The organism is Nocardia sp. NPDC057668 (genome assembly GCF_042799795.1).
Lineage (GTDB): Bacteria > Actinomycetota > Actinomycetes > Mycobacteriales > Mycobacteriaceae > Nocardia.
This window is the reverse complement of sequence record NZ_JBHVIC010000003.1, coordinates 630,589-654,135: the sequence shown is the minus strand read 5'-3', so window position 1 is coordinate 654,135 and position 23,547 is coordinate 630,589. Positions and strand designations below refer to the sequence as shown.

20 protein-coding genes are annotated in these 23,547 nt (G+C 68.7%); 12 read left to right on the top strand and 8 right to left on the bottom strand.

All coding sequences use genetic code 11. The features are described from left to right. Nucleotides 1-2: 2 nt before the first annotated feature. Both ACFVBH_RS21580 and ACFVBH_RS21575 read right to left on the bottom strand, forming a co-directional pair. On the bottom strand, nt 3-596 hold the full coding sequence (locus ACFVBH_RS21580) for a transglutaminase family protein (protein WP_354988563.1): 594 nt from the start codon (nt 594-596) through the stop codon (nt 3-5). 9 nt (nt 597-605) lie between these two features. Continuing rightward, the gene (locus ACFVBH_RS21575) at nt 606-1,235 is read right to left on the bottom strand and encodes a TetR/AcrR family transcriptional regulator (protein WP_379003757.1); all 630 of its coding nucleotides are present in this window, start codon (nt 1,233-1,235) and stop codon (nt 606-608) included. Nucleotides 1,236-1,297: 62 nt separating this feature from the next. Between ACFVBH_RS21575 and ACFVBH_RS21570 the strand changes: the two genes are divergently transcribed. From ACFVBH_RS21570 to ACFVBH_RS21550, 5 genes are all read left to right on the top strand, one after another. Beyond that, entirely contained in the window at nt 1,298-2,053 is a 756-nt protein-coding gene (locus tag ACFVBH_RS21570) for a nuclear transport factor 2 family protein (protein ID WP_379003754.1), read from the top strand. A 157-nt stretch (nt 2,054-2,210) separates the two neighbouring features. Next, nucleotides 2,211-3,098 carry an alpha/beta fold hydrolase gene (locus ACFVBH_RS21565; RefSeq protein ID WP_379003752.1) on the top strand — a complete coding sequence of 296 codons (888 nt, stop codon included), beginning with the start codon at nt 2,211-2,213 and terminating at the stop codon, nt 3,096-3,098. Nucleotides 3,099-3,226: 128 nt separating this feature from the next. Then, nucleotides 3,227-4,669, top strand: a complete 1,443-nt coding sequence (locus ACFVBH_RS21560; protein ID WP_379003749.1) for a hypothetical protein — start codon at nt 3,227-3,229, stop codon at nt 4,667-4,669. 209 nt (nt 4,670-4,878) lie between these two features. Then, entirely contained in the window at nt 4,879-6,111 is a 1,233-nt protein-coding gene (locus ACFVBH_RS21555) for an AAA family ATPase (protein WP_379003747.1), read from the top strand. Further along, nucleotides 6,108-7,331, top strand: a complete 1,224-nt coding sequence (locus ACFVBH_RS21550; protein WP_379003745.1) for a VWA-like domain-containing protein — start codon at nt 6,108-6,110, stop codon at nt 7,329-7,331. The genes ACFVBH_RS21555 and ACFVBH_RS21550 overlap by 4 nt, the downstream gene beginning before the upstream one ends. A 19-nt stretch (nt 7,332-7,350) precedes the next feature. On the opposite strand, the gene ACFVBH_RS21545 is transcribed toward ACFVBH_RS21550, so the two are convergent. From ACFVBH_RS21545 to ACFVBH_RS21535, 3 genes are all read right to left on the bottom strand, one after another. Continuing rightward, nucleotides 7,351-7,629 carry a hypothetical protein gene (locus ACFVBH_RS21545; protein ID WP_379003742.1) on the bottom strand — a complete coding sequence of 93 codons (279 nt, stop codon included), beginning with the start codon at nt 7,627-7,629 and terminating at the stop codon, nt 7,351-7,353. Between the two features lie 53 nt (nt 7,630-7,682). Further along, nucleotides 7,683-8,096, bottom strand: coding sequence for a hypothetical protein (locus tag ACFVBH_RS21540; protein ID WP_354988571.1), 414 nt, complete (start codon nt 8,094-8,096; stop codon nt 7,683-7,685). Between the two features lie 95 nt (nt 8,097-8,191). After that, nucleotides 8,192-9,697: a sugar transferase gene (locus ACFVBH_RS21535; protein ID WP_379003739.1), complete on the bottom strand. Its 1,506-nt coding sequence runs from the start codon at nt 9,695-9,697 to the stop codon at nt 8,192-8,194. 298 nt (nt 9,698-9,995) lie between these two features. Here ACFVBH_RS21535 and ACFVBH_RS21530 point away from each other — a divergent pair, with 298 nt between their 5' ends. The 4 genes from ACFVBH_RS21530 to ACFVBH_RS21515 all read left to right on the top strand — a co-directional run bounded on the left by ACFVBH_RS21530 (nt 9,996) and on the right by ACFVBH_RS21515 (nt 13,797). Next, on the top strand, nt 9,996-11,222 hold the full coding sequence (locus tag ACFVBH_RS21530) for a cytochrome P450 (RefSeq protein ID WP_379003736.1): 1,227 nt from the start codon (nt 9,996-9,998) through the stop codon (nt 11,220-11,222). Between the two features lie 138 nt (nt 11,223-11,360). Beyond that, nucleotides 11,361-12,596 carry a cytochrome P450 gene (locus ACFVBH_RS21525; RefSeq protein ID WP_354988574.1) on the top strand — a complete coding sequence of 412 codons (1,236 nt, stop codon included), beginning with the start codon at nt 11,361-11,363 and terminating at the stop codon, nt 12,594-12,596. A gap of 60 nt (nt 12,597-12,656) precedes the next feature. Then, on the top strand, nt 12,657-13,385 hold the full coding sequence (locus ACFVBH_RS21520; RefSeq protein WP_379003732.1) for a TetR/AcrR family transcriptional regulator: 729 nt from the start codon (nt 12,657-12,659) through the stop codon (nt 13,383-13,385). 106 nt (nt 13,386-13,491) lie between these two features. Beyond that, nucleotides 13,492-13,797 (top strand): hypothetical protein, encoded by a 306-nt coding sequence (locus ACFVBH_RS21515; protein ID WP_379003729.1) that lies wholly within the window; start codon nt 13,492-13,494, stop codon nt 13,795-13,797. 24 nt (nt 13,798-13,821) lie between these two features. Here ACFVBH_RS21515 and ACFVBH_RS21510 read toward each other — a convergent pair whose 3' ends face one another. Further along, nucleotides 13,822-16,023: an MMPL family transporter gene (locus ACFVBH_RS21510; protein WP_354988588.1), complete on the bottom strand. Its 2,202-nt coding sequence runs from the start codon at nt 16,021-16,023 to the stop codon at nt 13,822-13,824. A gap of 105 nt (nt 16,024-16,128) precedes the next feature. After that, a complete protein-coding gene (locus tag ACFVBH_RS21505) occupies nt 16,129-17,583 on the bottom strand; it encodes a threonine/serine exporter ThrE family protein (RefSeq protein WP_379003726.1) in 1,455 nt (484 codons plus the stop codon). Nucleotides 17,584-17,687: 104 nt separating this feature from the next. Here ACFVBH_RS21505 and ACFVBH_RS21500 point away from each other — a divergent pair, with 104 nt between their 5' ends. The 3 genes from ACFVBH_RS21500 (at nt 17,688) to ACFVBH_RS21490 (ending at nt 22,675) form a co-directional block, all read left to right on the top strand. Next, nucleotides 17,688-19,628 carry an acyl-CoA dehydrogenase gene (locus ACFVBH_RS21500; RefSeq protein ID WP_379003723.1) on the top strand — a complete coding sequence of 647 codons (1,941 nt, stop codon included), beginning with the start codon at nt 17,688-17,690 and terminating at the stop codon, nt 19,626-19,628. A gap of 178 nt (nt 19,629-19,806) precedes the next feature. Continuing rightward, on the top strand, nt 19,807-21,975 hold the full coding sequence (locus ACFVBH_RS21495; RefSeq protein WP_379003720.1) for an MMPL family transporter: 2,169 nt from the start codon (nt 19,807-19,809) through the stop codon (nt 21,973-21,975). Nucleotides 21,976-22,009: 34 nt separating this feature from the next. Continuing rightward, nucleotides 22,010-22,675: a phosphatase PAP2 family protein gene (locus ACFVBH_RS21490; RefSeq protein ID WP_379003717.1), complete on the top strand. Its 666-nt coding sequence runs from the start codon at nt 22,010-22,012 to the stop codon at nt 22,673-22,675. Here the strand turns inward: ACFVBH_RS21490 and ACFVBH_RS21485 are convergent. Continuing rightward, entirely contained in the window at nt 22,629-23,528 is a 900-nt protein-coding gene (locus ACFVBH_RS21485; protein ID WP_354988580.1) for an NERD domain-containing protein, read from the bottom strand. The genes ACFVBH_RS21490 and ACFVBH_RS21485 overlap by 47 nt on opposite strands. Nucleotides 23,529-23,547 lie beyond the last annotated feature (19 nt).

The window sequence follows — 23,547 nt, the reverse complement described above, 5'->3', positions numbered from 1 at the left end:
GATCAGGGCAGGGCGTCGGGCAGTTCGAGGTCCAGGATCGAGACGTCGCCGGCGTTGGCGAGCGTGTCGACCACGACCGCCGCCGGATCCCGATGCAGGCCCGGGTAATCGACATCGCCCGCGGCCGGATCGATGGGGAAGGCCAGCTTCTCACCGTCCAGCGAGAACTCCGCGGCGACGTCCGCCCGGTTGCCGCGCGCGTCCTGGCGATGCCAGCCCCCGTCGAGGTACACGGCCACCAGGCCGTGCAGCACGTGGCCCTCGTCGTGCGAAAGCCGTTGGTAGCACAGCGCGGTCGGAATGCCCTGCCCCCGCAGCACCGCGGTGAGCAGATGGGATTTGGCGTAGCACAGGCCCACCCGCTGCTCGAGCACGTCCGAGGCGCGCAGGGTCACCCGCGGATCCTGCGCGTCGTACGAGTGCGCGACCTCGTCCCGCACCCACTCGAACGCCCGCCGCGCGAAATCGGCATCCCCCGCGCTCTCGCCGCGCAGTCGCTCCCCGAGCGCGCGCACCCGCGGGTGATCGATCTCGATCACGGCGTCACCGGCGAGGAAGTCCGAGGGGTCGAGTGCTGAATCGGGCGTGAAGGACATTCGGCAACTCTAATTCGGCCGGGTTCCGGGACCGATCCGGACCTCGGGAACCGTCGCGTCGATGAGGCCGTCGCCCAGCAGTAGTACGACGACCCGGGTCGCGTGGTCGGCGAAGGCGGCGCGGTCGGCGCCCAGACTGCCTTCGGTCCATTCGATGAACAGGGAGATGAGTGCGCCGAAGAGGGTGGAGAAGCGCATCCGGGTGGCGGGGTCGTCGGGGGAGCCGGTGACGCGGTCGCCGAGGGCGGCCCGGGTCAGGGCCGGAACGGTGTCGCGGACGTGGGTGCGCAGGCGGGCGTCCGCTATGGGTTCGATCAGCAGAATTCGGCAGACGCGGGGGTCGGACTCCATGAGCTCGGCTGCCGCTTCGAAGGTGGCGCGCAGGTCGCCGGCGGCGGGTGCGACCGCGTGTTCCAGCCGGGTCAGGGCCGCGCGGTAGACCGTGTGCAACAGGGCGTCGGTGTCGGGGAAGCTCTCGTAGAAGAATTTCTGGCTCAGGCCCGCCGTGCGGCAGACGGCCCGCATGCCGAGGGCGGAAACACCGTGCGTGCCAACCAGTTCGAAAGCGACGTCGATGAGCCGGGCACGCCGGTCGGCGGCGCGGTCGGCGGCGGTCTGCCCGGCGTAACTCCTTGACACGGACCCCACCCTACAAGAACGATCGGTATCGGGAAGCGGGTGCTTCCCGATAGGAGATCGCGATGTTCACCGAAGAACAGTTCCAGCTGGCGTTGGCGCAACCCCGCCTGGCGCAACCGATTCCGAAGGTTCTCACCAATCGCGCCGAGCCCGTGCCGGTGCTGGACGAGGCCGCCCTCACCGCGATGACCCGCACCTGGTTCGCGGAATACGAGCGCAAGATCGAGTTCTACGCCGGCCACGGCCTGGACATCGCCTGGACGCTGGACTGGGCCAAGAAGTACTGGTGGAGTTGGCAGGCCCGCGACATGAGCCACAACCACGAGCTCTACGCCCCCGATCTGCGCTACAAGGACGTCACCACCCTCGGCGCCACCATGACCGGCCTGGACGAGTTCGTCACCTACAACTTCGCCTTCTTCGACGCCATCCCCGACTGGCGCTACGACCCGATCCCGGGGCAGAGCTATGTGGACGTGGCCCCGGACGGGACACTGCGGATGGTGGTTCGCTACTACGGATCCGGTCATCTGGTGGGGCCCCTCAAGCTGCATCCCTACGGGCCGGGGGCTCCCGAGCTGCCGGGCAACGGCAACTTCGTGCAGTGCACCGCGGTCGATCGCTACCACTTCGACGCGGATCATCTGATGTCCGAGGGGGAGACCCTGTACGACCTGGTCGACGCGGTTCAGCTCGCCGGGCTGGTTCCCGGGCCCGCGTCGCCCACCTTCTCCTGGTTGCTCCGCGGCGCGGGTCTGGCGACACGGGCCGCGACCCGGCTCGGCGGCTTGCGGGGTGGTGACCGGCGGGCCTCCTGAGGCGGCTGCGAACCCGGCGTGGGAGGTGCGCCACTCATGCTGTGGCGCAATGGGTTCCAATCGTCTGCCGCCAGTCTTCGAGTTTCCTGACATCGATTTGATGGTACGAACATATCAATTCTCTGATATGTTCGTACCATCAACGGAAGGGGTCGGAATGCCGAAGATCGGGCGGTTCACGAGTGACGCGAACAAGGGCGTGTATCTGCGGGCCTATGACGTGGCGGCGGGGCAGTGGCCGGTGGAATCCGAGGACATCGACGTCGAGACCTCGTTCGGGGTGACGCGGGTTCGCCGGTCCGGGCACGGGGCGGGGACGCCGCTGTTGCTGTTGCCGGGGCTGATGGGGAACAGCCTGTTCTGGCTGCCGCTCGTCGCGGAGTTGTCCCGGGAGCGAGTGGTCTACGCGATGGATGTCATGGGGTGGGCGGGCAGGTGTGAACAGACCGCGCCGATCGAGGACGAGGCGGACGTCGCGGCGTGGGTGGGGGAGGTGATCGCCGGGCTCGGGGCGGATCGCGTTCACCTGGCGGGGTATTCGCTGGGGGCGTGGATCGCGGCGGTGGCGGCGGCCCATCGGCCGGACCGGATCGCGAGCCTGAGCTTGCTGGAGCCTGCGCCGGCAACGTTCGCCCGGCCGTCATGGAAGGTGCTGTACAAGTTCATGGCCGGTGGAATCCGGCCGACCCGGGCGAAGATGGAGAAGTTCAATCGGTGGCTCTCGCCCGGCCTGGAGCTGTCCGAACAGATGTGGGCAATGCTGTTGGCGTCGTTCGAGTTCCGGATGTCGCTGCCCTGGGCGCGGCCGCTGACCGCCGAACGCTTCGCCGCGATCACCGCACCGGTCCTGGTCCTGTTCGGCGGCGAAACAGTGGTCCACGACGCCGAACTCGCCGCCGCGCGCGCCCGCACGGTCATGCCGGCCGCCGACATCGAGATCTACCCCGGGGTCGGCCACGAGATGATCTTCGCGATTCCGGAGCAGGTGATACCGCGGTTTCTCGAGTTCGCCGCCAAACATGAACCCGGCCCAGGTGATCGATAGTCCGGGGCGCCGGACACGCGGGCCCGCACCCTCGGGTGGCTCGGAGCGCGGCGGGGCTCTATGATCGGGGCGATGAATACTCATTCCGAATCAGGATTGGGGGTCTCGTACGCTGAAGGTGAGTGCTGATGCTCACCGATGACGCGAACGAGAATCTCTCCAGGATTTCTCTCTGGCAGCGCGTGCGGGAATTCGCCGTGCCGCCCTCCATGATCGACAACGCGACCGCTCGGCGCCGTGCCGGGGATTGGGCGGGGGCCTGTGCCGCCGCGGGTTTCGATGTGGACCTCGATTTGCGGGAACTGGCCCGAAGGTACGGGCGTGGGCTGGCCGCCCGGGTCAGGGCCGATCTGCGCTATCTCGCGCCGGATCTGCTGCGCTGGCACATGCCCCGGGGTGCGCCCGACGGATTACTGCGGGCCGGGCTGACCATCACGCTGGCCCGGTACGGGCCCGAGGGATTCGAAAACCCTTTCGGGACAACGGGTTCGGTGGAGCTGGTCGTCCGTACCGCGCCGGAGTGGGCCGATGCCGGGCAGCGGATCAGCCTCGCGCTGTGGGGCGAATCCCTGGCGGCGGCGGGAACCGGACTGCATCCGCACCCGCGGCCGGATCGGCGGTTCCGGCTCGACCTGCATCGGCATCTGTGGGACGCGCGCCGCAGCGATGAGCTGCTGATGCGTTCCGGGGCAGTGGAATCGGCGGCCGGTGCTGTAGCCGGTGCTCGGCCGGCTGCCGGGCGCGGCGATCCCCGCGCATCCGGCCACGTCGACCCGGCAATCCTGTCCTGGGCCGAGCGCGGGTGCGCGGTCGATCGCTGGGCCGACGAGGCCCGGATTCTGTTGCGCTCGCAAGGCCGAGCGGGTGGACCGCTGCTGGTGCGCCCGGGCGCGCGGCAGCGACTCGTCGTGGAGCCGGCCGAGCACGGCGATGATCCGCACCTGCGCGTTATCGACGACTTCCCGGCCGGGGAGCTGTCCGGGCTACCGGTGCTGCCCGACGCCGCGACCCGGACGCTGCCGGATCTGGAACTGCTGCGTGCCGCGGCGATCACGGCCGATCGGCTGCATCCGCTGGTCGCCGCCGCGCTCGTGCGGGACCACGTGCCACGCGTGCGGTCCGGGGCCGTCAGCGTGTCGGAACAGGCCCGCTCGGTCGAATGCCGGGGCGAGCGACATCGCATCGGCCTGCGCGACGGTGTGCTCACCGCGCTCGATCACGACCCCGGCGAGGTCCGGCGCGAGGAACTGCTGGCCGCATTGACCGGCACCCCGCTGCCCTGTCTGCAGGCGATCGATCGTGCGCACCGGCAGCCGGACTGTCTCGCCGGTGTGCGAGAACGCCTGAGCCACGGCGATATCGACGGCGTGCTGGCCATCGTCGAAGACCTGCTCGGTCCCGAGGCCGTGCTGCGGCCGGGCGCCCTGCGGGACGAGCTGGAAGCGGCCGCGGAACGCCGGGTCCGCTACGGCATGTTCCGTGCGGGGCTGTCCGCGCCCGACCCTGGTATCCGCCGTGCCCCGCGCCCGGCGGGGCGCGATCATCCTCGTCTCGCCACCATCGAGCGCTGACCGCGGCCGGGCCGCATCCGCCGCGGGCCGATCGCATCGCGGGCGGTTCTCGACGGTCGCGACCGCATCGGCCGTCGCGGACGACCTGACCGCGCAGCGCCCGTGATGGCTCAGCGCCCATCTCGACCGGGCAGTACCCCATCGCCGGCCACCGGCCATTCGCCGGTTCGTCGTCGCCCAATTCTCGTCAACCTAAAGGTGATTCACACATGCTTACCCTCGCTTCCGCTCCCGTTCAGTCCTCCCAACTCGATGTCGCCGGGGACCTGCTCACCCTGCTGGGCGATTCGACCACCGAGCTCCGCCCGAACATCCAGCTCGCAGCCCTGACCCTGGCGGTCGCCGCCGACCTGCCGGTCCTGCTCTGGGGCGAGCCCGGCATCGGCAAGACCGCCGCCCTCACCCAGCTCGCCGAATCCTTGGATCTCCCGCTCACCACCGTGATCGCGAGTGTCCATGAGCCGTCCGACTTTTCGGGCCTGCCGATCATCGGTGACGACCCGGCCGTCAACGGCGTTCCGATGGCCCCGCCGGACTGGGCCGTCGAACTCTGCCGGGCGGGTCGCGGCCTGCTGTTCCTGGACGAACTCTCCACCGCACCGCCCGCCGTCCAGGCCGCTCTGCTGCGCCTGGTCCTGGAACGCCGCATCGGCGCGCTGCAACTGCCGCCCGGCATCCGCATCGTGGCCGCGGCCAACCCGCGATCCTCGGCCGCCGACGGCTGGGAGTTGAGCCCGCCGCTGGCCAACCGATTCGTGCACCTGTACTGGACTCACGATCACGACGTGGTGGTCCGCGGGCTCGGCGGCACCTGGCCGCGGGCGATCCTGCCGGTCCTGGACCCCGAACGGCTCACCGCCGCTGTGGCTTTCGCGCGGCGCGCGGTGTGCGGGCTGCTCGCGGGACGCCCCAAGCTCGTCCATCAGCTGCCCACCACCGAAACCCGCCGCGGTGGGGCCTGGCCGTCGCCGCGCAGCTGGGACATGACCCTGCGCCTGATCGCTTTCGCCACCGCGGCGGGATCCACCCCGGATGTGCTGTCGCTGTTGATCCGCGGCACGGTCGGGGACGGGCCGGGTTTCGAACTGCTCACCTGGATCGAACGCATGGATCTGCCCGATCCCGAAGTGCTGCTCGCCGATCCCGATGCCGCGGAGCTGCCCGAGCGGGGGGACCTGCGGCAGGCGGTGCTCGACGCGGTGGTGGCGGCGGTCCGCAAGCGGCCCGAGCGGTCGCGCTGGGACGCGGCGTGGGCGCTGCTGGTGAAAGCCGTGCAGACGGGCGCGCCGGACCTGGTGGTGGTCCCCGCGACGACCCTGGCCACGCTGCGTCAGGGTGAGTGGGACGTCCCGGCGGCGATCGAGGACCTCGCCGCCATGGTGTCGGTGTCCCGGGAAGCCGATCGCGCCGCGGCTCGCGTCGAGGCCGAGGTGCGCCGATGAGAACCCCGCTGGATCTCGAAAAGATAGCCGCGGCACGGCTGCTCGCGGTCCGGGCCCGGCCCTACCTGGCGACCGCGCTGTTCGCGATGCGGCTGGTCGAGTCGTCCCGGACGCCGACGATGGCCGTCGATCGCTACTGGCGCTGCTACATCTCGCCCGTGTTCGTCGATCGGAACCCGGTCGAGGAACTGGCCTCGGTCCTGGTGCACGAGGTCTCGCACCTGCTGCGCGACCATCACGGCCGCAGTGACCGATTCGCCGCGCTGCACAACCTGACCGGGCCCGCCGAACGCCTGCGCATGAACATCGCCGCCGACGCCGAGATCAACGACGACGCGTTCGGCGACGGTCTGATCCAGCCCGAGGGCGCGGTCCTGCCCGCCACCCTGAACCTGTCCCCGGGTGAACTCATGGAGGACTACCTGCATCAGTTCCGGCTCGGTCCGCGCACGGCCGCCATGGCGTGGCTCGACTGCGGCAGCGGCGCGGACGGCTCCGACCGGGAATGGGACCTCGGCCCCGACGGCGCCGACGGTCTCAGCCAGCAGGAGACCGACGCCGTCCGATTCCGGGTGGCGCAGGGCATCATCGGCCGCCCGGGCAACGCGCCGGCGGGCTGGCGGCGCTGGGCCGAGGACGCGGTGCACCCGCCCCAGCCGTGGCGCGAACTGCTCGGCGCGGCCGTGCGCTCGGCGGTCTCGGCGGGCGGTTCGGGCGACGACTACACCTACGGCCGCACGGCCCGCCGCTCGACCGCCCTCCCCGGGATCGTGCTCCCCAGCCTGCGTCGCACCCCACCCCGGATCTGCGTCATCATCGACACCTCCGCCTCGGTCAGCGACGCCGAACTCGGCAGCGCCCTACTGGAAACGGCCGCCATCACCCGCGCGGCAGGCGGCCGCCGCGACCTGGTCACGGTCCTGTCCTGCGACGCCGCGGCCCGTATAGCCGACCCCCTCTGCCGGGCGGAAGGCATCCCCCTGATGGGCGGCGGCGGCACCGACCTCTGCACCGGCTTCACCAAGGCCCTCTCCACCCACCCCCGCCCCGACGTGATCGTGGTCCTGACCGACGGCCAAACCCCCTGGCCCCCAACCCGCCCCTCCTGCCGGACGGTGGTCGGCCTGTTCGCCCGCGAACGCCGCCGCACGTGGAACGAGAATTCGGACTACGTCCCCGACCGCCCCCCGGACTGGGCACGTGTGGTCCGGATCGGCTGAGACGGGCCGGCCGCCGTGCTCATGCATCGAGTGAGAATGCTTGTGCCGCTTCGCCGATGAACCGCTGCACCAGTGCGAAGGGCAGCGGCTGATCGGTGAACACGCGCAAGGTACAGGCCCCGGTCGTGTCGTCCGAAAACGCGACCAGCACTACGCCGCGACCGGGGGCAGGTCCGAGATCCTCCAGCTCCCAGCCGTATCCGTCGCGCGCGGAGACATCGCTGAACGCTGTGACGGTGTAGAACCGGCCTTCGTACTCCCAGCGGTCGGCCGGGGAATCACGGAACGGAACGTTCATGCCCGGAATGTACCGGTGGGTGGGAACCGAGGTTCTGTCGGCAAGCGTGGAGATCAGCCGAAGTGGAGGAGGACCTCGCCTGAACCGACCTTCCAGTACTTGCGGTTCAGTTGGGCCGTGCCGGTGCCGTCGGTGTAGGGGACCAGGACCGGGAGGTTGTTGGTGGGGGTCAGGGTGGCGGTCCAGGTCTCGGTGCGGTCGGTGCAGGGGAGGGTGATGCCGGGGGGAGTGCTCGCCAGTTGGATCGTGCCGCTGCCGGTGGTGTCTATCGCGGCCTTGACGTCCAGGTAGCCGATGCCTGCCTCACAGCGGTAGGTGCCGGTCGCCTGGAGGCCGCCGGGGGCCGTTGTCACCGCGGCGTTGAGGGTGATGAACTCGGACTCGGGGCCCGCGTGGGCGGGGGTGGCGCAGACCGTCGCGGCGGTGGCCGCGGCGATCGCGAGCAGGGCGTACTTGGTGTCGAACACGGACCGGCTCCTGTCCATCGAAGGTCGAGCTCGGGAAAGTTCGACCTTGATGGTAGCCAGTTGGGCCGGGCCGCACGGGAGTTCGCCGCAGCGGATCAGTACGCGCCCTCGCTGCCGGCCACGGCGGTCATCGTCTTCTTGATGATCGAGAGGTCCTGGACCATGCTCCAGTTCTCCACGTAGGACAGGTCCAGGCGGACCGACTCCTCCCAGGACAGGTCGGAGCGGCCCGAGACCTGCCAGAGGCCGGTGACGCCGGGCTTCACCAGCAGACGGCGGCGGACCTTGCCGTCGTAGCGCTCGACCTCGGTGCGCAGCGGCGGGCGGGGGCCCACCACGCTCATCTCACCGCGCAGGACATTGATGAACTGGGGGAGCTCGTCCAGGCTGTAGCGGCGCAACAGGCGGCCGACGGGGGTCACCCGGGGATCGTCGCGGATCTTGAAAAGCGGACCCGCGCCCTCGTTCTCGGTGAGCAGGTCCGCCAGCGCCCGATCGGCGTCCGCGCGCATACTGCGGAACTTGATCATCTGGAACGGGTGGCCGTTGAGACCGATGCGTTCGGACCGATAGAAGACCGGACCGCGGCTGGAGACCTTGATCGCCAGCGCGAGCATCAGCATGAACGGCGCGACGGCCAGCAGCGCGACGGCCGCGAACAGGACGTCGAAGGCGGTCTTGCCGAAGGACTTCGCGCGATCGTACTGCGGCTTCTGGATGTGCAGCAGCGGGAGATTGGCGACCGGCCGAATCGACAGGCGCTGATCGGCCACATCGACCACACCGGGCGTCACCACCAGATCCACCCCCAGCGGCGCCAGCTTCCAGACCAGGTCGTTGATGCCCCGGGTGCCGAGCTGCTCGGTCGCCGCAATGGCCACGGTGTCGGCGCCGGTCTCCTGAACCGCCTCCAGCACAGAGGATTCGGCGCCTATCACCGGCAACTCCGAATCCTCGATCTCGAAATCGTCCGGATCCAGCAGGTACGGGGTGTAGACGCCCACGACCGAATAGCCGACAGCCGGATCGCGCGCGAAACAGCGCATGATCTCGCGCGCCGAATCCCGCCGTCCCACAACCAGAACCGCGGTGAGATAGCGCCCGGCCCGGCGCTGGCGCGCGGCGAACTTGCGCCAGCACAACCGGTTCAGGATCAGGCCCGCGAGCCCCACCGGCAGCGCGATGGCGAGATAGCCACGCGCGAACTCGATCCGAAGAAGCAGCGAGACGATCGCGATCAGGCCGAACAACCGCATGGTCGCCGAGATGAGCCGGCGGTACTCCTCCGGCCCGGTGTCGATAATGCCGCTGGACCACACGTTTCCCACGGTGAGGAACCCGATCCAGACCAGCACGAGCATGAGCGAGATGGCCGAGTAGCCGATGCGGGTGTCGCCCGCCCAGTCCAGCATGGGGTCACTGCCGGGGTCCCCGAAGCGAATGAACTGGGCCGCGACCACTGCCGCGCAAACAATCAGCGCATCGGTAATCCGCAGTCGCCGACCGTATTCCGTTTGCCACCGATCCTTACCGGACCGCTGCACGCCGCCCCTGCGCGGCGCTCTCCGTCGAGTCTGTTCCTGGTCGATCCGGAAGGCCATCCTGCAGCTCCATCATGCGACACGTAAGTCTCGTGGTAGTCCCCCCGACCGGACGCCCAGCGCAATACTACTGGTTCTGTTCATCGTCCGGCCAGCATTGATCGCTACCGAATGGTGCGAAATGCCAACAGGTTTGGTGTTTCTGCGGGCTTTCTGCGACCTCCGATGCGACCCCCCGCGCGCACGGTACCGAGCGGGCGCACAGTGACACATCAAGTGAACAGCATTTACTAAACGGGGTTCACAAAACGAGTGTGGCGTGCTTCACTCCTGTGGACCGTGTTCCAAAGGAGGTACCGTGTCCCCTCGAATCATCAGTCCCGGTTTCGATTTCACCGATCCAGACCTGTTCGCCACCCGTCTGCCGCTCGAAGAATTCGCCGAATTGCGGCGCACCGCGCGCGTGCACTGGAATCCGCAACCGGACGGCGTCAGCGGCTTCGACGACGGCGGCTATTGGGTAGTCACCAAACTCGAAGACATCAAACACATCTCGAAGCATCCCGAGCTCTTCTCCTCGGAGGAGAACACCGCCGTCATCCGCTTCAACGGCGACATCACCCGCGACGAGATCGAGGTGCAACGCTTCCTGATGCTGAATCAGGATCCGCCCCGGCACACCCAGCTGCGCCGCATCGTCGCCAAGGGCTTCACGCCACGCGCGATCGAGAGCCTGCGCGCGGCGCTGCGCGAGCGCGCGGAGCGAATCGTGCACGCGGCCAAGAAAACCGGCGGCGGCGACTTCGTCACGCAGGTCGCCAGTGAGTTGCCGTTGCAGGCCATAGCCGAGCTCATCGGGGTGCCGCAGGAGGATCGCGGGAAGATCTTCGACTGGAGCAACCAGATGATCGGCTACGACGATCCCGAGTTCGAAGGTGATCATCGGGCCGCGACCGCCGAGGTCATGGGCTATTCCTGGAACCTCGCCGAAACCAAGCGGGCCTGCCCGATGGACGACATCGCCACCGGCCTGCTGCGAGCCGACGTCGACGGTGCGGGGCTGACCTCCGAGGAATTCGCCTGGTTCGTCATCCTGCTCGCGGTCGCGGGCAACGAGACCACGCGCAACTCCATCACGCACGGCATGAAGGCGTTCGTCGATCATCCCGACCAATGGGAGCTCTACCGCGAGCAGCGCCCGCGCACCGCGCCGGACGAGATCGTGCGCTGGGCCACCCCGGTCATCGCCTTCCAGCGCACCGTCATGGCCGATACCGAACTCGCCGGGCAAGAGCTGAAGAAGGGGCAGCGGGTCGGAATGTTCTACAGCGCCGCCAACTTCGACGACGAGCACTTCCATCGGCCCTTCGAGTTCGACGTGCTGCGCAACCCGAACCCGCACGTCGGCTTCGGCGGCACCGGCACCCACTTCTGTGTCGGGGCGAACCTGGCCCGATTGCAGATCGACCTCATGTTCAACGCCATCGCCGACGCGATGCCGAACCTGCGCCAGCTCTCGGAGCCGGTGCGCCTGCGCTCGGGGTGGCTCAACGGCATCAAGAGCTGGCAGGTCGCCTACGAGTGAGGGTCGCGGGCGGACGGCGCTGACCAGCGCGGTTCTCTACATACCGCATGGTTTGTGAACATGTTTTAGTAATACATGTTCACAAACGCGGGTGTGGTGTGGTTCACTGCTCCGGAACGTGTTCCAAAGGAGGTAACCGTGTCCGCGCCGTCCAGCCCCGCCGGCTTCGATTTCACCGATCCGGATCTGCTCGCCACTCGACTGCCCGTCGAGGAGTTCGCCGAGCTTCGCCGCACCTCGCCCGTCTCCTGGGTTCCCCAGGCGGGCAGTGGATTCAAGGATGACGGCTACTGGGCCGTCACCAAACTCGAAGACATTCGCGAGATCTCGAAGAACCCGGAGGTGTACTCCTCCGAGGAGAACACCGCGGTCATTCGCTTCTACGACGACATCCTGCGCGAGGAGATCGAGGTACAGCGCTTCCTGCTGCTGAACCAGGATCCGCCCCGGCACACCAAGCTGCGCCGCATCGTCTCCAAGGGCTTCACCCCGCGCGCGGTCGAATCGCTGCGCGGCGCCCTGCGCGATCGCGCCGAGAAGATCGTGCAGGAGGCCAAGGCGCAGGGCTCGGGCGACTTCGTCACCCAGGTCGCGTGCGAACTGCCGCTGCAGGCCATCGCCGAGCTCATCGGCATCCCGCAGGAAGATCGCGGCAAGATCTTCGACTGGACCAACCAGATGATCTCCTACGACGATCCCGACTTCGAGGGTGACCACAAGGTCGCCACCGCCGAGGTCATGGGCTACTCGTGGAACCTGGCCGAGGGCAAGCGCGCCTGCCCGGTCGACCTGGACGCGCACGCGGACATCATGTCCACGCTGCTCGAGGCCGACGTCGACGGCGAGGGCCTGACCTCGGAAGAGTTCGCCTGGTTCGTGATCCTGCTGGCCGTGGCCGGCAACGAGACCACCCGCAACGCCATCACGCACGGCATGAAGGCGTTCGTCGACAACCCGGATCAGTGGGAGATCTACCGCGAGCAGCGCCCGCGCACCGCTCCCGACGAGATCGTCCGCTGGGCCACCCCGGTCATCGCCTTCCAGCGCACCGTGCTGCAGGACACCGTCCTGGGCGGGCAGGAGCTGAAGAAGGGCCAGCGCGTCGGAATGTTCTACTCCGCCGCCAATTTCGACGAAGAGCACTTCGAGAACCCGCATCAGTTCGACGTGCTGCGCAAGAACAATCCGCATGTTGGCTTCGGCGGCACCGGAACCCACTACTGTGTGGGTGCGAACCTGGCTCGCCTGGAGATCGACCTCATTTTCAACGCCATCGCCGACGTGATGCCGAACCTGAGCGAGGTGTCCGAGCCGGTCCGTCTCCGTTCGGGATGGCTGAACGGAATCAAGAGCTGGCAGGTCAAGTACGAGTAAGCGTTTCCCGGGCCCGGCGTGATCACGTTGGGCCCACGCTTGTTCGCCGATGGAGACAGTGTGAGTGAACAACGCCGACGCGGCCGGATGCCTGCGGTCAGTGATGCGGACATCCGCCGCGTGGCGCGGTCACTGCTGGTGGAACAGGGCCTGGAAGCGATCACGCTGCGGGCCATCGCGCGCGAGCTGGGCATCACCGCCCCCGCGCTCTACCGGTATTACGAATCCCGCGATCAATTGGTCGCGGCCGTGCGCACCGACGTGTGCGCCGACCTGGCCACCGATCTCGCCGCGGCCGTCGACGGCCTGCCCGACGACGCGGGCGTGCGCTTCTTCGCGGTGTGCCGCGGCTTCCGGACATGGTCGCTCGCGCATTCGCGCGAGTTCACGCTGGTCTTCGCATCCCCCTCGGCCGCCGGATTCGGCAGTGCCATGCAGCAATTCGGCGAGCCCGTCGGCCGCCTCTTCCTCGAGGCCGCCGGCCGGCTGCTGACCGACTACGACATCGTCACCCCGCCGGTCGAACTCATTCCCGCCGAACTGCGCGACGATCTCATCGCCTTCCAGACCGATCTGCTGCGCGTGCTGGCCGAATCCGGCCAGAAGTTCCCGGCCGAGAAGCTGGACCTGGGCGTGAGCTACGTGATGATCCAGTTCTGGGCCCGGTTGTACGGGCACGTCACCCTCGAGGTCTTCGGCAACTACCCGATCCCCATCGGCAACCCCGACGTGCTGTTCGACGCGACCCTCACCGATATCGGCCGCGGCATCGGGCTGACCGTCGGCTGAATCGCGTTCGCGCGCAGGTCGTTCCGCCCGCATATGCGATTGGCCCGACCAGTATTTGCTGCTAACCTCGGGCGGATTTTTCAGTTTCGAATATCGGGGGGCGATCATGCCGAGTGCATCCTCGGACAAGCCTGCGCGCCGCAGGTCATTGAAGTCACGGCAGGTCACCTACGCACTGCCCGCGGCGGTGGCGGTGTCGCTGCTGGTCACCGGATGCGGCGGCAGCAATCGCCCGGCCACGCCGAAGCCGGTGGTCAGCTCATCCACGCAGAAGACCACCACCGCGCCCCGGACCACCACGTCCCCGGGCTCGACCACCAAACCCGGTCTCACCAAACCGCAAGCGCCCGTGACCACCACCGAGCGCGGCGGTCTGGGCGGCAGCGGGAGCGGCGGTGGCGGCGGGAGCTGACTCGCGACACCGCCGCCGGCGCGGTCAGCGTCCGGACTTCACCAATTCCGGGGCTGGGCTGGCGGGCGGTTCCTCGTCGAGGACCGGCTCGCTCAGCCCGATGCGCTGCTGAATCCGCTTCATCCACGCCGGAGCCCACCACACCCGGTCCCCGAGCAGCGACATCACCGCCGGCACCAGGAACATGCGCAGCACGGTGGCGTCGATGATCAGGGCCGCGATCATGCCGTAGGCGATGTACTGCATCAGGACCAGGTCGGAGAAGGCGAACGCGCCGGTGACCACCAGCAGGATCAGCGCCGCCGCCGTGATGATGCCGCCGGTCTGCACGGTGCCGGTGCGGATGGCCTCGTCGGTGCTCGCGCCCCGGGCGCGCGCCTCGACCATGCGTGAGACCAGGAAAACCTCGTAGTCGGTGGACAATCCGTAGACCACCGCGATGATCAGCACCAGTACGACGGCCTGGCCCGGCTGCGGGGTGAAGTCCAGCAGCTCCGCGCCGTGACCCTCGATGAAGATCCAGGTCACGATGCCCAGGGTGGAGCCGAGCCCGAGCCCGCTCATCAGCGCCGCCTTGATCGGCAGCACCAGCGAGCCGAAGGTCAGGAACATCAGCAGCGTGGTGACCAGCAGGACCAGCGCGACCATCCACGGCATGCGGTTCAGCAGCGAATCGATGGTGTCCTTCTGCAGGGCGGGCACACCGCCCACGAGCAGGGTCGTGCCGTCCGGAACCTCCAGCCCGCGCAGGTATTCGATGGTCGCGCCCGCGTCGTTGATGTCCTCCACCGGCGCCTGGGTGCGGAACACCTCCGGGTGGGTCGTCGAGCGCGTCGGGATCTCGAACCGCCCCACCAGGCCCGGCGCCTGATTGGCCTGATCCCACAGCGGTCCGACCGTGGCGGACGAGTCGGTGACGAACACGATCTCGATCGGATCGGACTTGCGCAGCGGGAAGTACTCGTCGATCTGCTCGACCGCCTGGCGGGTGGCGTTGCTCGGCGGCAGATACTTCTCGCCGAAGCCGCCGAACACCAGATTCTGAATCGGCAGGATCAGCAGCACCAATCCCAGGAAGATCGGCACCGCGACCTTGCCCGGATGGCGCAGCACCCACGCGGTGCTGCGACCCCAGAAACCGCGGTCCAGCTGCGCCGCGGTCTTGGTGCGCCGGAATCGGGCCAGCCCGAGCATGTCGACGCGGGGCCCGAGCACCGCCAGCAGGGCGGGCAGCACGGTCAGGGCGGTCAGGGCGGCGATGGTGACCGTCGCGATCGCGCCGTACGCGATGGATTTCAGGAAGCCCTGCGGAAACAGCAGCAGCCCACCGAGACTCGCCACGATCATGGTGGCCGAGAACACCACGGTGCGGCCCGCGGTCATGACGGTGCGGCGCACCGCGGTCGGGGTGTCGCGGCCCGCGGCCAGCTCCTCGCGGAAGCGGCTGACGATGAAGAGCCCGTAGTCGATGGCCAGCCCGAGCCCGATCATCGACACGACCGGGGTCACGAAGGTGTTCACCTCGGTGAAGGTGGACAGATACCGAACCACGCCGAACGCGCCGAGAATCGTGAGCAGGCCGATCACGAGCGGGAGCGCCGCGGCTACCAGCCCGCCGAAGATGAAGAACAGCAGCAGTCCGACCAGCGGAATGGCCAGCAGCTCCATGCGGTGCAGATCATCGGCGATGGTGTCGTTCAGCGTCACCGCCACCGGCTGCATGCCGCCGACCCGGACGTCCAGCCCGGGAATGTCGAAGGCGTCCTTGACCGCTCGATAATTCGCGCCCAATTCGGCGTCGGTCTCCCCGCGCAGCGCGATGGCGGCCAGCGCGCGCTTCTTGTCCGTGGTGACCAGCGCCGGGCTGCTGGCCCCGAACTCGGTGCGCCAGTACGAGGCGAACACACCCTCGATCTGATCCGGGTACGCGCGGGGCAGATCGTCGAGCCGGCCGACGACGGTCGCGGCGAAAACCGGGTCGTCGACGGTGACGCCCTCGGGCGCGGTGTACAGCACCACGACGTCGACCGCGTGACTGCGCCCGAACGCCGCGGCGGCCAGATTCGCGGCCTCGGTGGATTCGGAGTTCGGATCGAACAGGCCGCCACCGGTCACGTGATTGCCCAGGTCGCGGCCGTATCCGCCCAGTCCGAGCAATACCGCAACCATCACACCGATGATGACGAACCGCCAACGGCAGGCCAGCTCACCCCATCGCCCGAACAGATCCATAGGTCACGGTAACAAGCAAGATCGGCCGCGCCGCGCGTCAGGGTGCCGTCTTCGCTTGTGCACCAGTGGATTACGTGAGTTATCCCACAATCGTCCCGGTCAGGGTCTGACCGATCGGGCCGCGTGGCCGCCGGTCGAGACCAGCCCGCGCAGGCGTGGGCGGCGAATCGCGCCGAACCGCAACAGTATGCGCGGCCGCCGCAGATCGCGTGCGATCCACTCGCCCAGGGTCACCCCGGCGGCCAGCGCACAGCCCACCGCGATGGCGCTGAACAGCTGATTGATGCCGAAGAGCTGTTCGTCGTTGAGCAGCGCGTAGAGACCGCGGTACACGCGCAGACCCGGCAGCAGGGGCGTGATGCCCGCGACCGCCACCACCAGCGGCGGTGTCAGCGAGCGCCGCGCGAGCAGACCACCGGCCAGGCCGACCACGACCGCCGCCACGCCCGAGGACACGATGGGACCGAAGCCCGCGTGCTGCACCAGCAGGAACACCACGATCGCCGCCGCGCCGCTGAACGCGGCCGCGGCCAGCGCCCGGCGTTCGGCGTAGCAGGCCAGCGCGAACGCGGCCGAGGTGATCGCACCCGCGAGCAGTTTGAGCGGCAGGTTGGTCAGGTCGCGCGCCGAACTCATGCTCACCGTCGGCACCGTGAGATTCAGCAACTCGGACACCCGCAGCGTCAGCACGATGCCCGCGATGATGCCGCCGGTCATCATGACCACCTCGAGCATGCGCGCGGCCGCCGTGATCGGGGCGCCGGTGATGGCGTCCTCGACCGCGCCGACCAGCTGTAAACCGGCCAGCAGCACCGAGATTCCGGCCGCGATGATCAGCGCGGGATCCAGCTCGAGATCGCGCAGGAACGTCGAGACCAGCACCGCGGGCAGGGCCGCGATCATGCCGCCCATCATGTGCTGGAAGAAGAACGGCAGGCCGCGGTGATTGAGCCGTCGATTCACGCGATCGATGGCGGTGGTGGCCGCGAAGCTGATCAGGGCGATGAGCAGGCCGCCGTTGAGCAGCAGTGCGATCGCCGCCGCCATGAGCGCCCAGCCGAAGGTCGCCACCCAGCGGTTGTACGGATGGGGTGCGGTGGTGATGTCCTCGAGCGCCGCGAGGGCCTCGTCGGGCGGCGGCAGTTCCCGCCGGATGCGCCGGGTCAGCCGGTCCACCGCCGCGAGCCGGGTGAAATCGAGCGAGCGATAGTGCACCACGCGCATGGTGCTCGCGGGCGGCAGGGCCGGGCCGCGTTCGGCGGAGATGCGAATGGAGTTGTAGGTGACGTCGATATCGCATTTCAGGCCGTAGGTGGAGGCGATGAAATCGACCTGATCGGTGGTGTCGGTGACCGCGGTGCCCGCGGAGAGCACGACCTCCCCGACGCGCTCGGCCAGGTCCAGTACCTGGGTGACCTTGGCATCGTCGGTGAGATCGATGGGCTGTACGGGTGCGGGCGCCTCCACGACCGCGTCGGCGGTGGCGATGCGCTCGGCGACCGCCCGATCGACCACTCGGGACAACAGCCGTCGCCAGCGGCCGGGCGCACTCACTTGGGCACCAGGATCTGTAAGGACCTCGTTGCTCACAATGTGAAAACTACACGCGTGCGATAGATCACCAGGTTGCGCACGACCGGGGCAGTAGGTTTGTAAATATGGCAACCGGTGATGATCGGATAGCGGACGAACTACGGGCGGCCTTGGACGGGCCCTGGCGTGCGGTGCGGGAGAAGGCCCGCGCGCACCTGGACGATGAACGCCTCTTCGGCGACCCCTACCTCGACTACAAGGCCGCGCGCGAGCGCGTGCTCGAGCAGATGCACCTGGTCTCCTCCTTCGGCTGGGCCGAGATGGGCTTCCGGCGCGAAGAGGGCGGCACCCTCGATCCCGGCGGCGCGGTCACCGCGCTGGAGATGCTGGCGTACACCGACCTCTCGCTGTGGGTGAAGTGCGGCGTGCAGTGGGGCCTGTTCGGCGGCGCGGTGGAGAACCTCGGCACCGAACGCCATCGCGACTACGTGCGCAAACTGATGCCGCTGGAACTGCTGGGCTGCTTCGCGATGACCGAGACCGGGCACGGCAGTGACGTGGCCAACCTCGAGACCACCGCGACCTACGATCCCGCCACGCAGGAGTTCGTGGTGCACAGCCCCACCGCCTCCGCGCGCAAGGACTACATCGGCGGCGCGGCCGAACACGCCCGCATGGCAGCGGTTTTCGCGCAGCTGGTCACCGGCGGCAAGAGCGAGGGCGTGCACTGTTTCCTGGTGCCGATCCGCGATGAGCAGGGCGGCGACCTGCCCGGCGTCACCACCTCCGACTGCGGTCTCAAGGGCGGTCTGCCCGGGGTCGACAACGGCCGAATCATGTTCGACCAGGTGCGAATTCCGCGCGAGAACCTGCTCAACCGGTACGCCGACGTCGAGCCCGACGGCACGTACAGCTCCGAGATCGAGAACCCGAGCCGGCGCTTCTTCACCACCCTGGGCACGCTGGTGCGCGGGCGGGTGAGCGTGGGCGGCGCGGCCGCCGCCGCGGCCCGCGTCGCGCTGACCATCGCGGTGCGCTACGCCGAACAGCGCCGCCAGTTCGCCGATCCCGACACCGGGGAGGAGACGGTGCTGATGGACTACCGAAGCCATCAGCGCCGGTTGCTGCCGCTGGTGGCCCGGGCGTACGCGCTGCAGTTCGCGCAGAACGACCTGGTGCTGCGCATGCATCTGGTGCAGACCGGGCAGCACGTGGACCCGAGCGCACAGCGCGCGCTGGAGAAGCGCGCGGCGGGATTCAAGGTCGCCCAGACCCGGCACGCCACCCGCGCCATCCAGGAGTGCCGCGAAGCGTGCGGCGGCGCAGGGTATCTCACCGAGAACCGGCTGGTGACGCTCAAGGCGGACTCCGATGTCTTCACCACCTTCGAGGGCGACAACCTGGTGCTCACCCAGTTGGTGGCCAAGGATCTGCTCACCGCCTACTCCAACGAGGTCCGCGATCTCGACGCCATGGGCTGGGTGCGCTTCGCGGCCACCATGACCCGGGACGCGGTGCGCGAGACTTCCGGTGTGCGCCAGCTCATCCAGCGCCTGCGGGATCGCTCGGACGAGAGCGTGGACGACAGCGATCTCGCGCGCCGGGACGTACAGCTGCAGCTGTTCGCGGATCGCGAGGACTACCTGGTGCGCACCGCCGGGCATCGACTTCGCGCGCGTGCCAAGGAGACCGGGCCGTTCGAGGCGTTCAACAATGCCCAGGATCACATCCTGGCCGCCGGCACCGCGCACATCGACCGGCTCGTGCTGGAGGCGTTCATCGAGGGCATCGCCAACATCGAGGACCCCGAGGCGCGTGAGCTCGCGGACAGCGTGTGCGATCTGTTCGTGTACTCCACCATCGAGGAGAACCAGGCCTGGTACATCATGCACCGGTTCATGTCGGTGGAGCGTGCCAAGAACGTGCGGCGCGGGGTGAACGAACTCGTCGATCGGCTGCGCCCGCACGCGAGCACCCTGGTCGGCGGGCTGGGTGTGCCGGACAACCTGCTGCACGCCGCCATGCTCGACACCACCGGAAAGGATGCTCCGGCGAGCGCGGAATAGTACTCCCACCGGCGCGAAGTACCCTACTACACAGCGTCGTTGAGAGGTTTGCCACAAGTCGTTCCGGTGCACCCTCCCGCCCCGTCAGGATGAGCCCTGCAGGCCCCTGACGGGGCGGGGGAGCGGACAACGAGGTGGAGCACATGTCGACGACGATGACGACGCGCGAGGGGCGGGGATGATCACGCGACTCGCGGGTCCCGCCATGCACCGGCCGAAACTGATCCTGGTCCTGGTGGGCATCGCCTTCCTGATCTGCGGGGCGATCGGTTCGATGGCCACCGGGCGACTCACCAACGGTGGCTTCGTGGCCGCGGACTCCGAATCCGCCCGGGTCGCGGAAATCCTGGAACGCGACTACGGCATGTCCGGCATGCAACTGGTGTTCACCGTCGAATCCGACGGCGGCGCACAGGCTCCGGCCTCCGCCGCGCGCGGCCGGGAGATCGCCGAGCGGCTCCGCGGCGACGAGCGGATCGACAAGATCGTGTCCCCCTGGACCGATCCGGCCATGGGGTCGATGCTGACCAGCGGCGACGGCAAGATCGGGCTGATCATCGCCACGGTGCTGGGCGGTGAGAACGACGCCCCGGCACACGCCGCCGAACTGGCCGACGAACTGACGGGAGCACGGGACGGTGTCACCGTGCACGCGGGCGGGCAGGCCATGGTCTGGTCCGAGACCGGGACCCAGACCCAGAAGGACCTCGCGCTCGCCGAGGCCATCGCGCTGCCGCTGACCTTCCTGCTGCTGATGTGGTTCCTCAGAAGCGCTGTGGCGGCGGCGATTCCCTTCATCACCGGGGTGGCCGCCATCGCGGGCACCAGCGCGGTGCTCTACCTGCTCACCTTCGCGGTCGACCTGTCCGTCTTCGCGCTCAACATCACCACCGCCATCGGGCTCGCGCTGGCCATCGACTACTCGCTGCTCATCATCGGCCGCTACCGGGAAGAGATAGCCAACGGCCGGGACAAGCGGCGGGCCCTCGAACTGGCCATGCAGCGCGGCGGACGGGCGGTGGCCTTCTCCGGCCTCACCGTCGGCATCGCGCTGGTGGGAATGTCGTTCTTCCCCATGGATTTCCTGCGTTCGCTGGCCTACGCCGGACTGGCCGTGGTGCTCATGTCCATCGTGCTCACCCTCACCCTGGTGCCCGCGCTGCTGACCCTGCTCGGCGATCGCATCAATCGCAAACCGCTGCGCGAGGCCAAGCCGGTCGAACAGAGCCTGCTGTACCGGATCGCGCGCGTCGTCCAGCGTCGTCCCGCCGTGTGCGCGCTGCCGGTCCTGCTGCTGCTGGTGCTGCTCGGCTCACCCATCGTCGGCGTGAAACTGGGTCTGCCCGACGAACGGGTGCTGCCGACCTCGCTGGAATCGCGCCAGGTCGGAGATCTGTTGCGGGACAGGTTCTCCGGCAACGGGCTCGGTACGGTGCAGATCATCGTCGCTGCACCCGCTCGCGACGGCGCCGTGCCCGATCTGCGCGACTATCAGGCCGCGCTGTCCGAGGTCGCCGACGTGCGATCGGTGACCGGCCCGGCCGGCATCTTCTCGGGCGGTGAATTGCGCGCGCCCGCCGGGCCGGGAACCACGGCCGCGGACAGCGCGTACGTCGCGGTGGCCACCGGTTTGGACCCGTATTCCGAAGCGGGACAACGACAACTCGACGCACTGCACGCGGTGCCCGAACCCGGTGCGACCGTGCTGTTCGGCGGCTTCGCGCAACAGACCGCGGACAGCGCCGCCAACATCGCGCAGGGCTTCCCGTACGCGGTCGTGTGGATCGCGGTCGTCACGTTCCTGCTGCTGTTCCTGCTCACCGGCAGCGTGGTGCTGCCGCTCAAGGCCCTGGTGCTCAACGTGCTGTCGCTGTCGGCGACCTTCGGCGCACTGGTCTGGATCTTCCAGGACGGGCATCTGGGCGGGCTCGGCACCGCGGCCACCGGGTACACCATCGCCACCATCCCGGTGCTGCTGTTCTGCGTGGCCTTCGGGCTGTCCATGGACTACGAGGTGTTCCTGCTGGCCCGGTTCACCGAGGAATGGGAGCAGTCGGACAAGACGCGGCAGGCCAACGACGACGCCGTCGCGCTGGGCATCGCGCGCTCGGGCCGCATCGTCACCGCTGCGGCCCTGCTGATGGCGGTGATCTTCCTGGGCATCTCCGCCAGCGGGGTCACCATGAACCGCATGCTCGGTCTCGGCCTCGCCCTGGCGGTGCTGATGGACGCCACCCTGGTCCGCATGATCCTGGTCCCGGCGTTCATGCGGCTGCTGGGCACCGCCAACTGGTGGGCACCCGCGCGCTCGCGCGGCTTCCTGGAAAAGGTCGCGCTGCGCGAGTGACTTCGCCCGCGGCCGTTTCGCTATCGTGCTGACGGTGACCCGGTCGACCACATCCGCTCCCGCGCGGCAATCGCGGCCGCGGCGGGCGGCGCTGCCGCTGCTCGCCGTGCTCGCGACGATCCTCACCGTCGCGGTGCCGCTGTCGTTTCCGGACGACGGCGGCCCGAACGGGTGGGATCGCGCGGTGGGGAAGCACATTCACACGTCACTGGACGGGCATCGCGGCGTCTACGACCTGCTGGTCGCGCCGAGCAACTGGTACGTGGTGACGCCGCTGCTGTTCGCGGCAGTCGGCTGGTTCGCCTATCGCCGGCGCCGGCTCGCGGCCGGATTCGTGCTGCTCGCACCGGAACTCGCCATGATCGTGAACACGCTGCTGCTCAAGCCGTTCTGGGATCGGCCGCTGCACGACTATCTCGCCTATCCGAGCGGGCACACCGTGCACCTGGTCGCGATCGCCACCGCGGTGGCCCTGGTCAGCGAATCGGCCCGGGTGCGCGTGGCCGTCGCGGTGCTGCTCGCGCTGATACTGCCCTTGGTGCTGATCGGAATGACCGGGCTCGGCTACCACCACCCCACCGACGTGATCGGCGGGACGGCCGCGGCCATCGCCATGGTGACCGCGGCCTACCTGCCGATACGGGCGCGAGTGCTCAGAGCGGCCCGTACTGGAACGCCGCCGCCAGAACGAAATAGATGACCCACAGCACCGCGACGATCATGCCGAGCAGCAGCAGCACCCGCATCACCCCGCGCCCCGCCGAGACCTCCCCGGCCTCGCGCGGATACAGATTCGCCGGACTGAACCAGGGCGAGGGCACGGTGAAGCGACGGCCCTCGTCCACCTCGCGCTCGAGCCGCGCCTGCTCCTCGGCGTAGGCCTCGGCCTGCGCCTGCTGCGGGCCGCCGTGCCACAGCGTGATGTCCACCGGGCCCAGGAAACCCTCGTTGATCAGATCCTGCGGCGCGGGCAGATACGGCAGAATGCCGAGCCCGCGGAAGGCCCACGCCACGTCGTTGGCCGACCACTGCGGCCGCCCGCGCGAGGACAGCGCGGTGAAGTAGTCGTGCAGGGTGCCCGGGTCGTCGCCCACCAGCACCTGGAAACTGGGGTCGCTCCACAGCTGCTGCACGCGCAGATTCGACCCCGGCGGCGGCACGACGAGCACCGCTCCGTTCACCACCCGCTGCCCCAGCCCGCGCTCGGCGAACCAGTTCTGCAGCGCGAAGGTGTGATCGCGGGACTTGTCCAGCGGGGTGCGCTTGTCCCCGCCCTCGAAGGTGATCAGCTTCTCCGAGACCCGCCACGGACCGTTGAGCGGGACCTCCAGCTCACCGTCGAGTTTCTCGACCAGCGCCTCGGCCTCGATGACCACGCAGCTGGTCGGGGTCCAGATCACCGCGTCGAACGGATAGAGCCGATCACCGTGGAAGAGACTGCAATTGACGGTCGCGACCCCGTGCGGGTCGTTGCCGCCCTTCCAGGTGCGCAGCCAATCGATCAGCGTCTTCTCGGTGTGCGTCTGCGGGGGATTCTGTACTCGAACGAGCATCGGCTCTGCACCTTCCTCG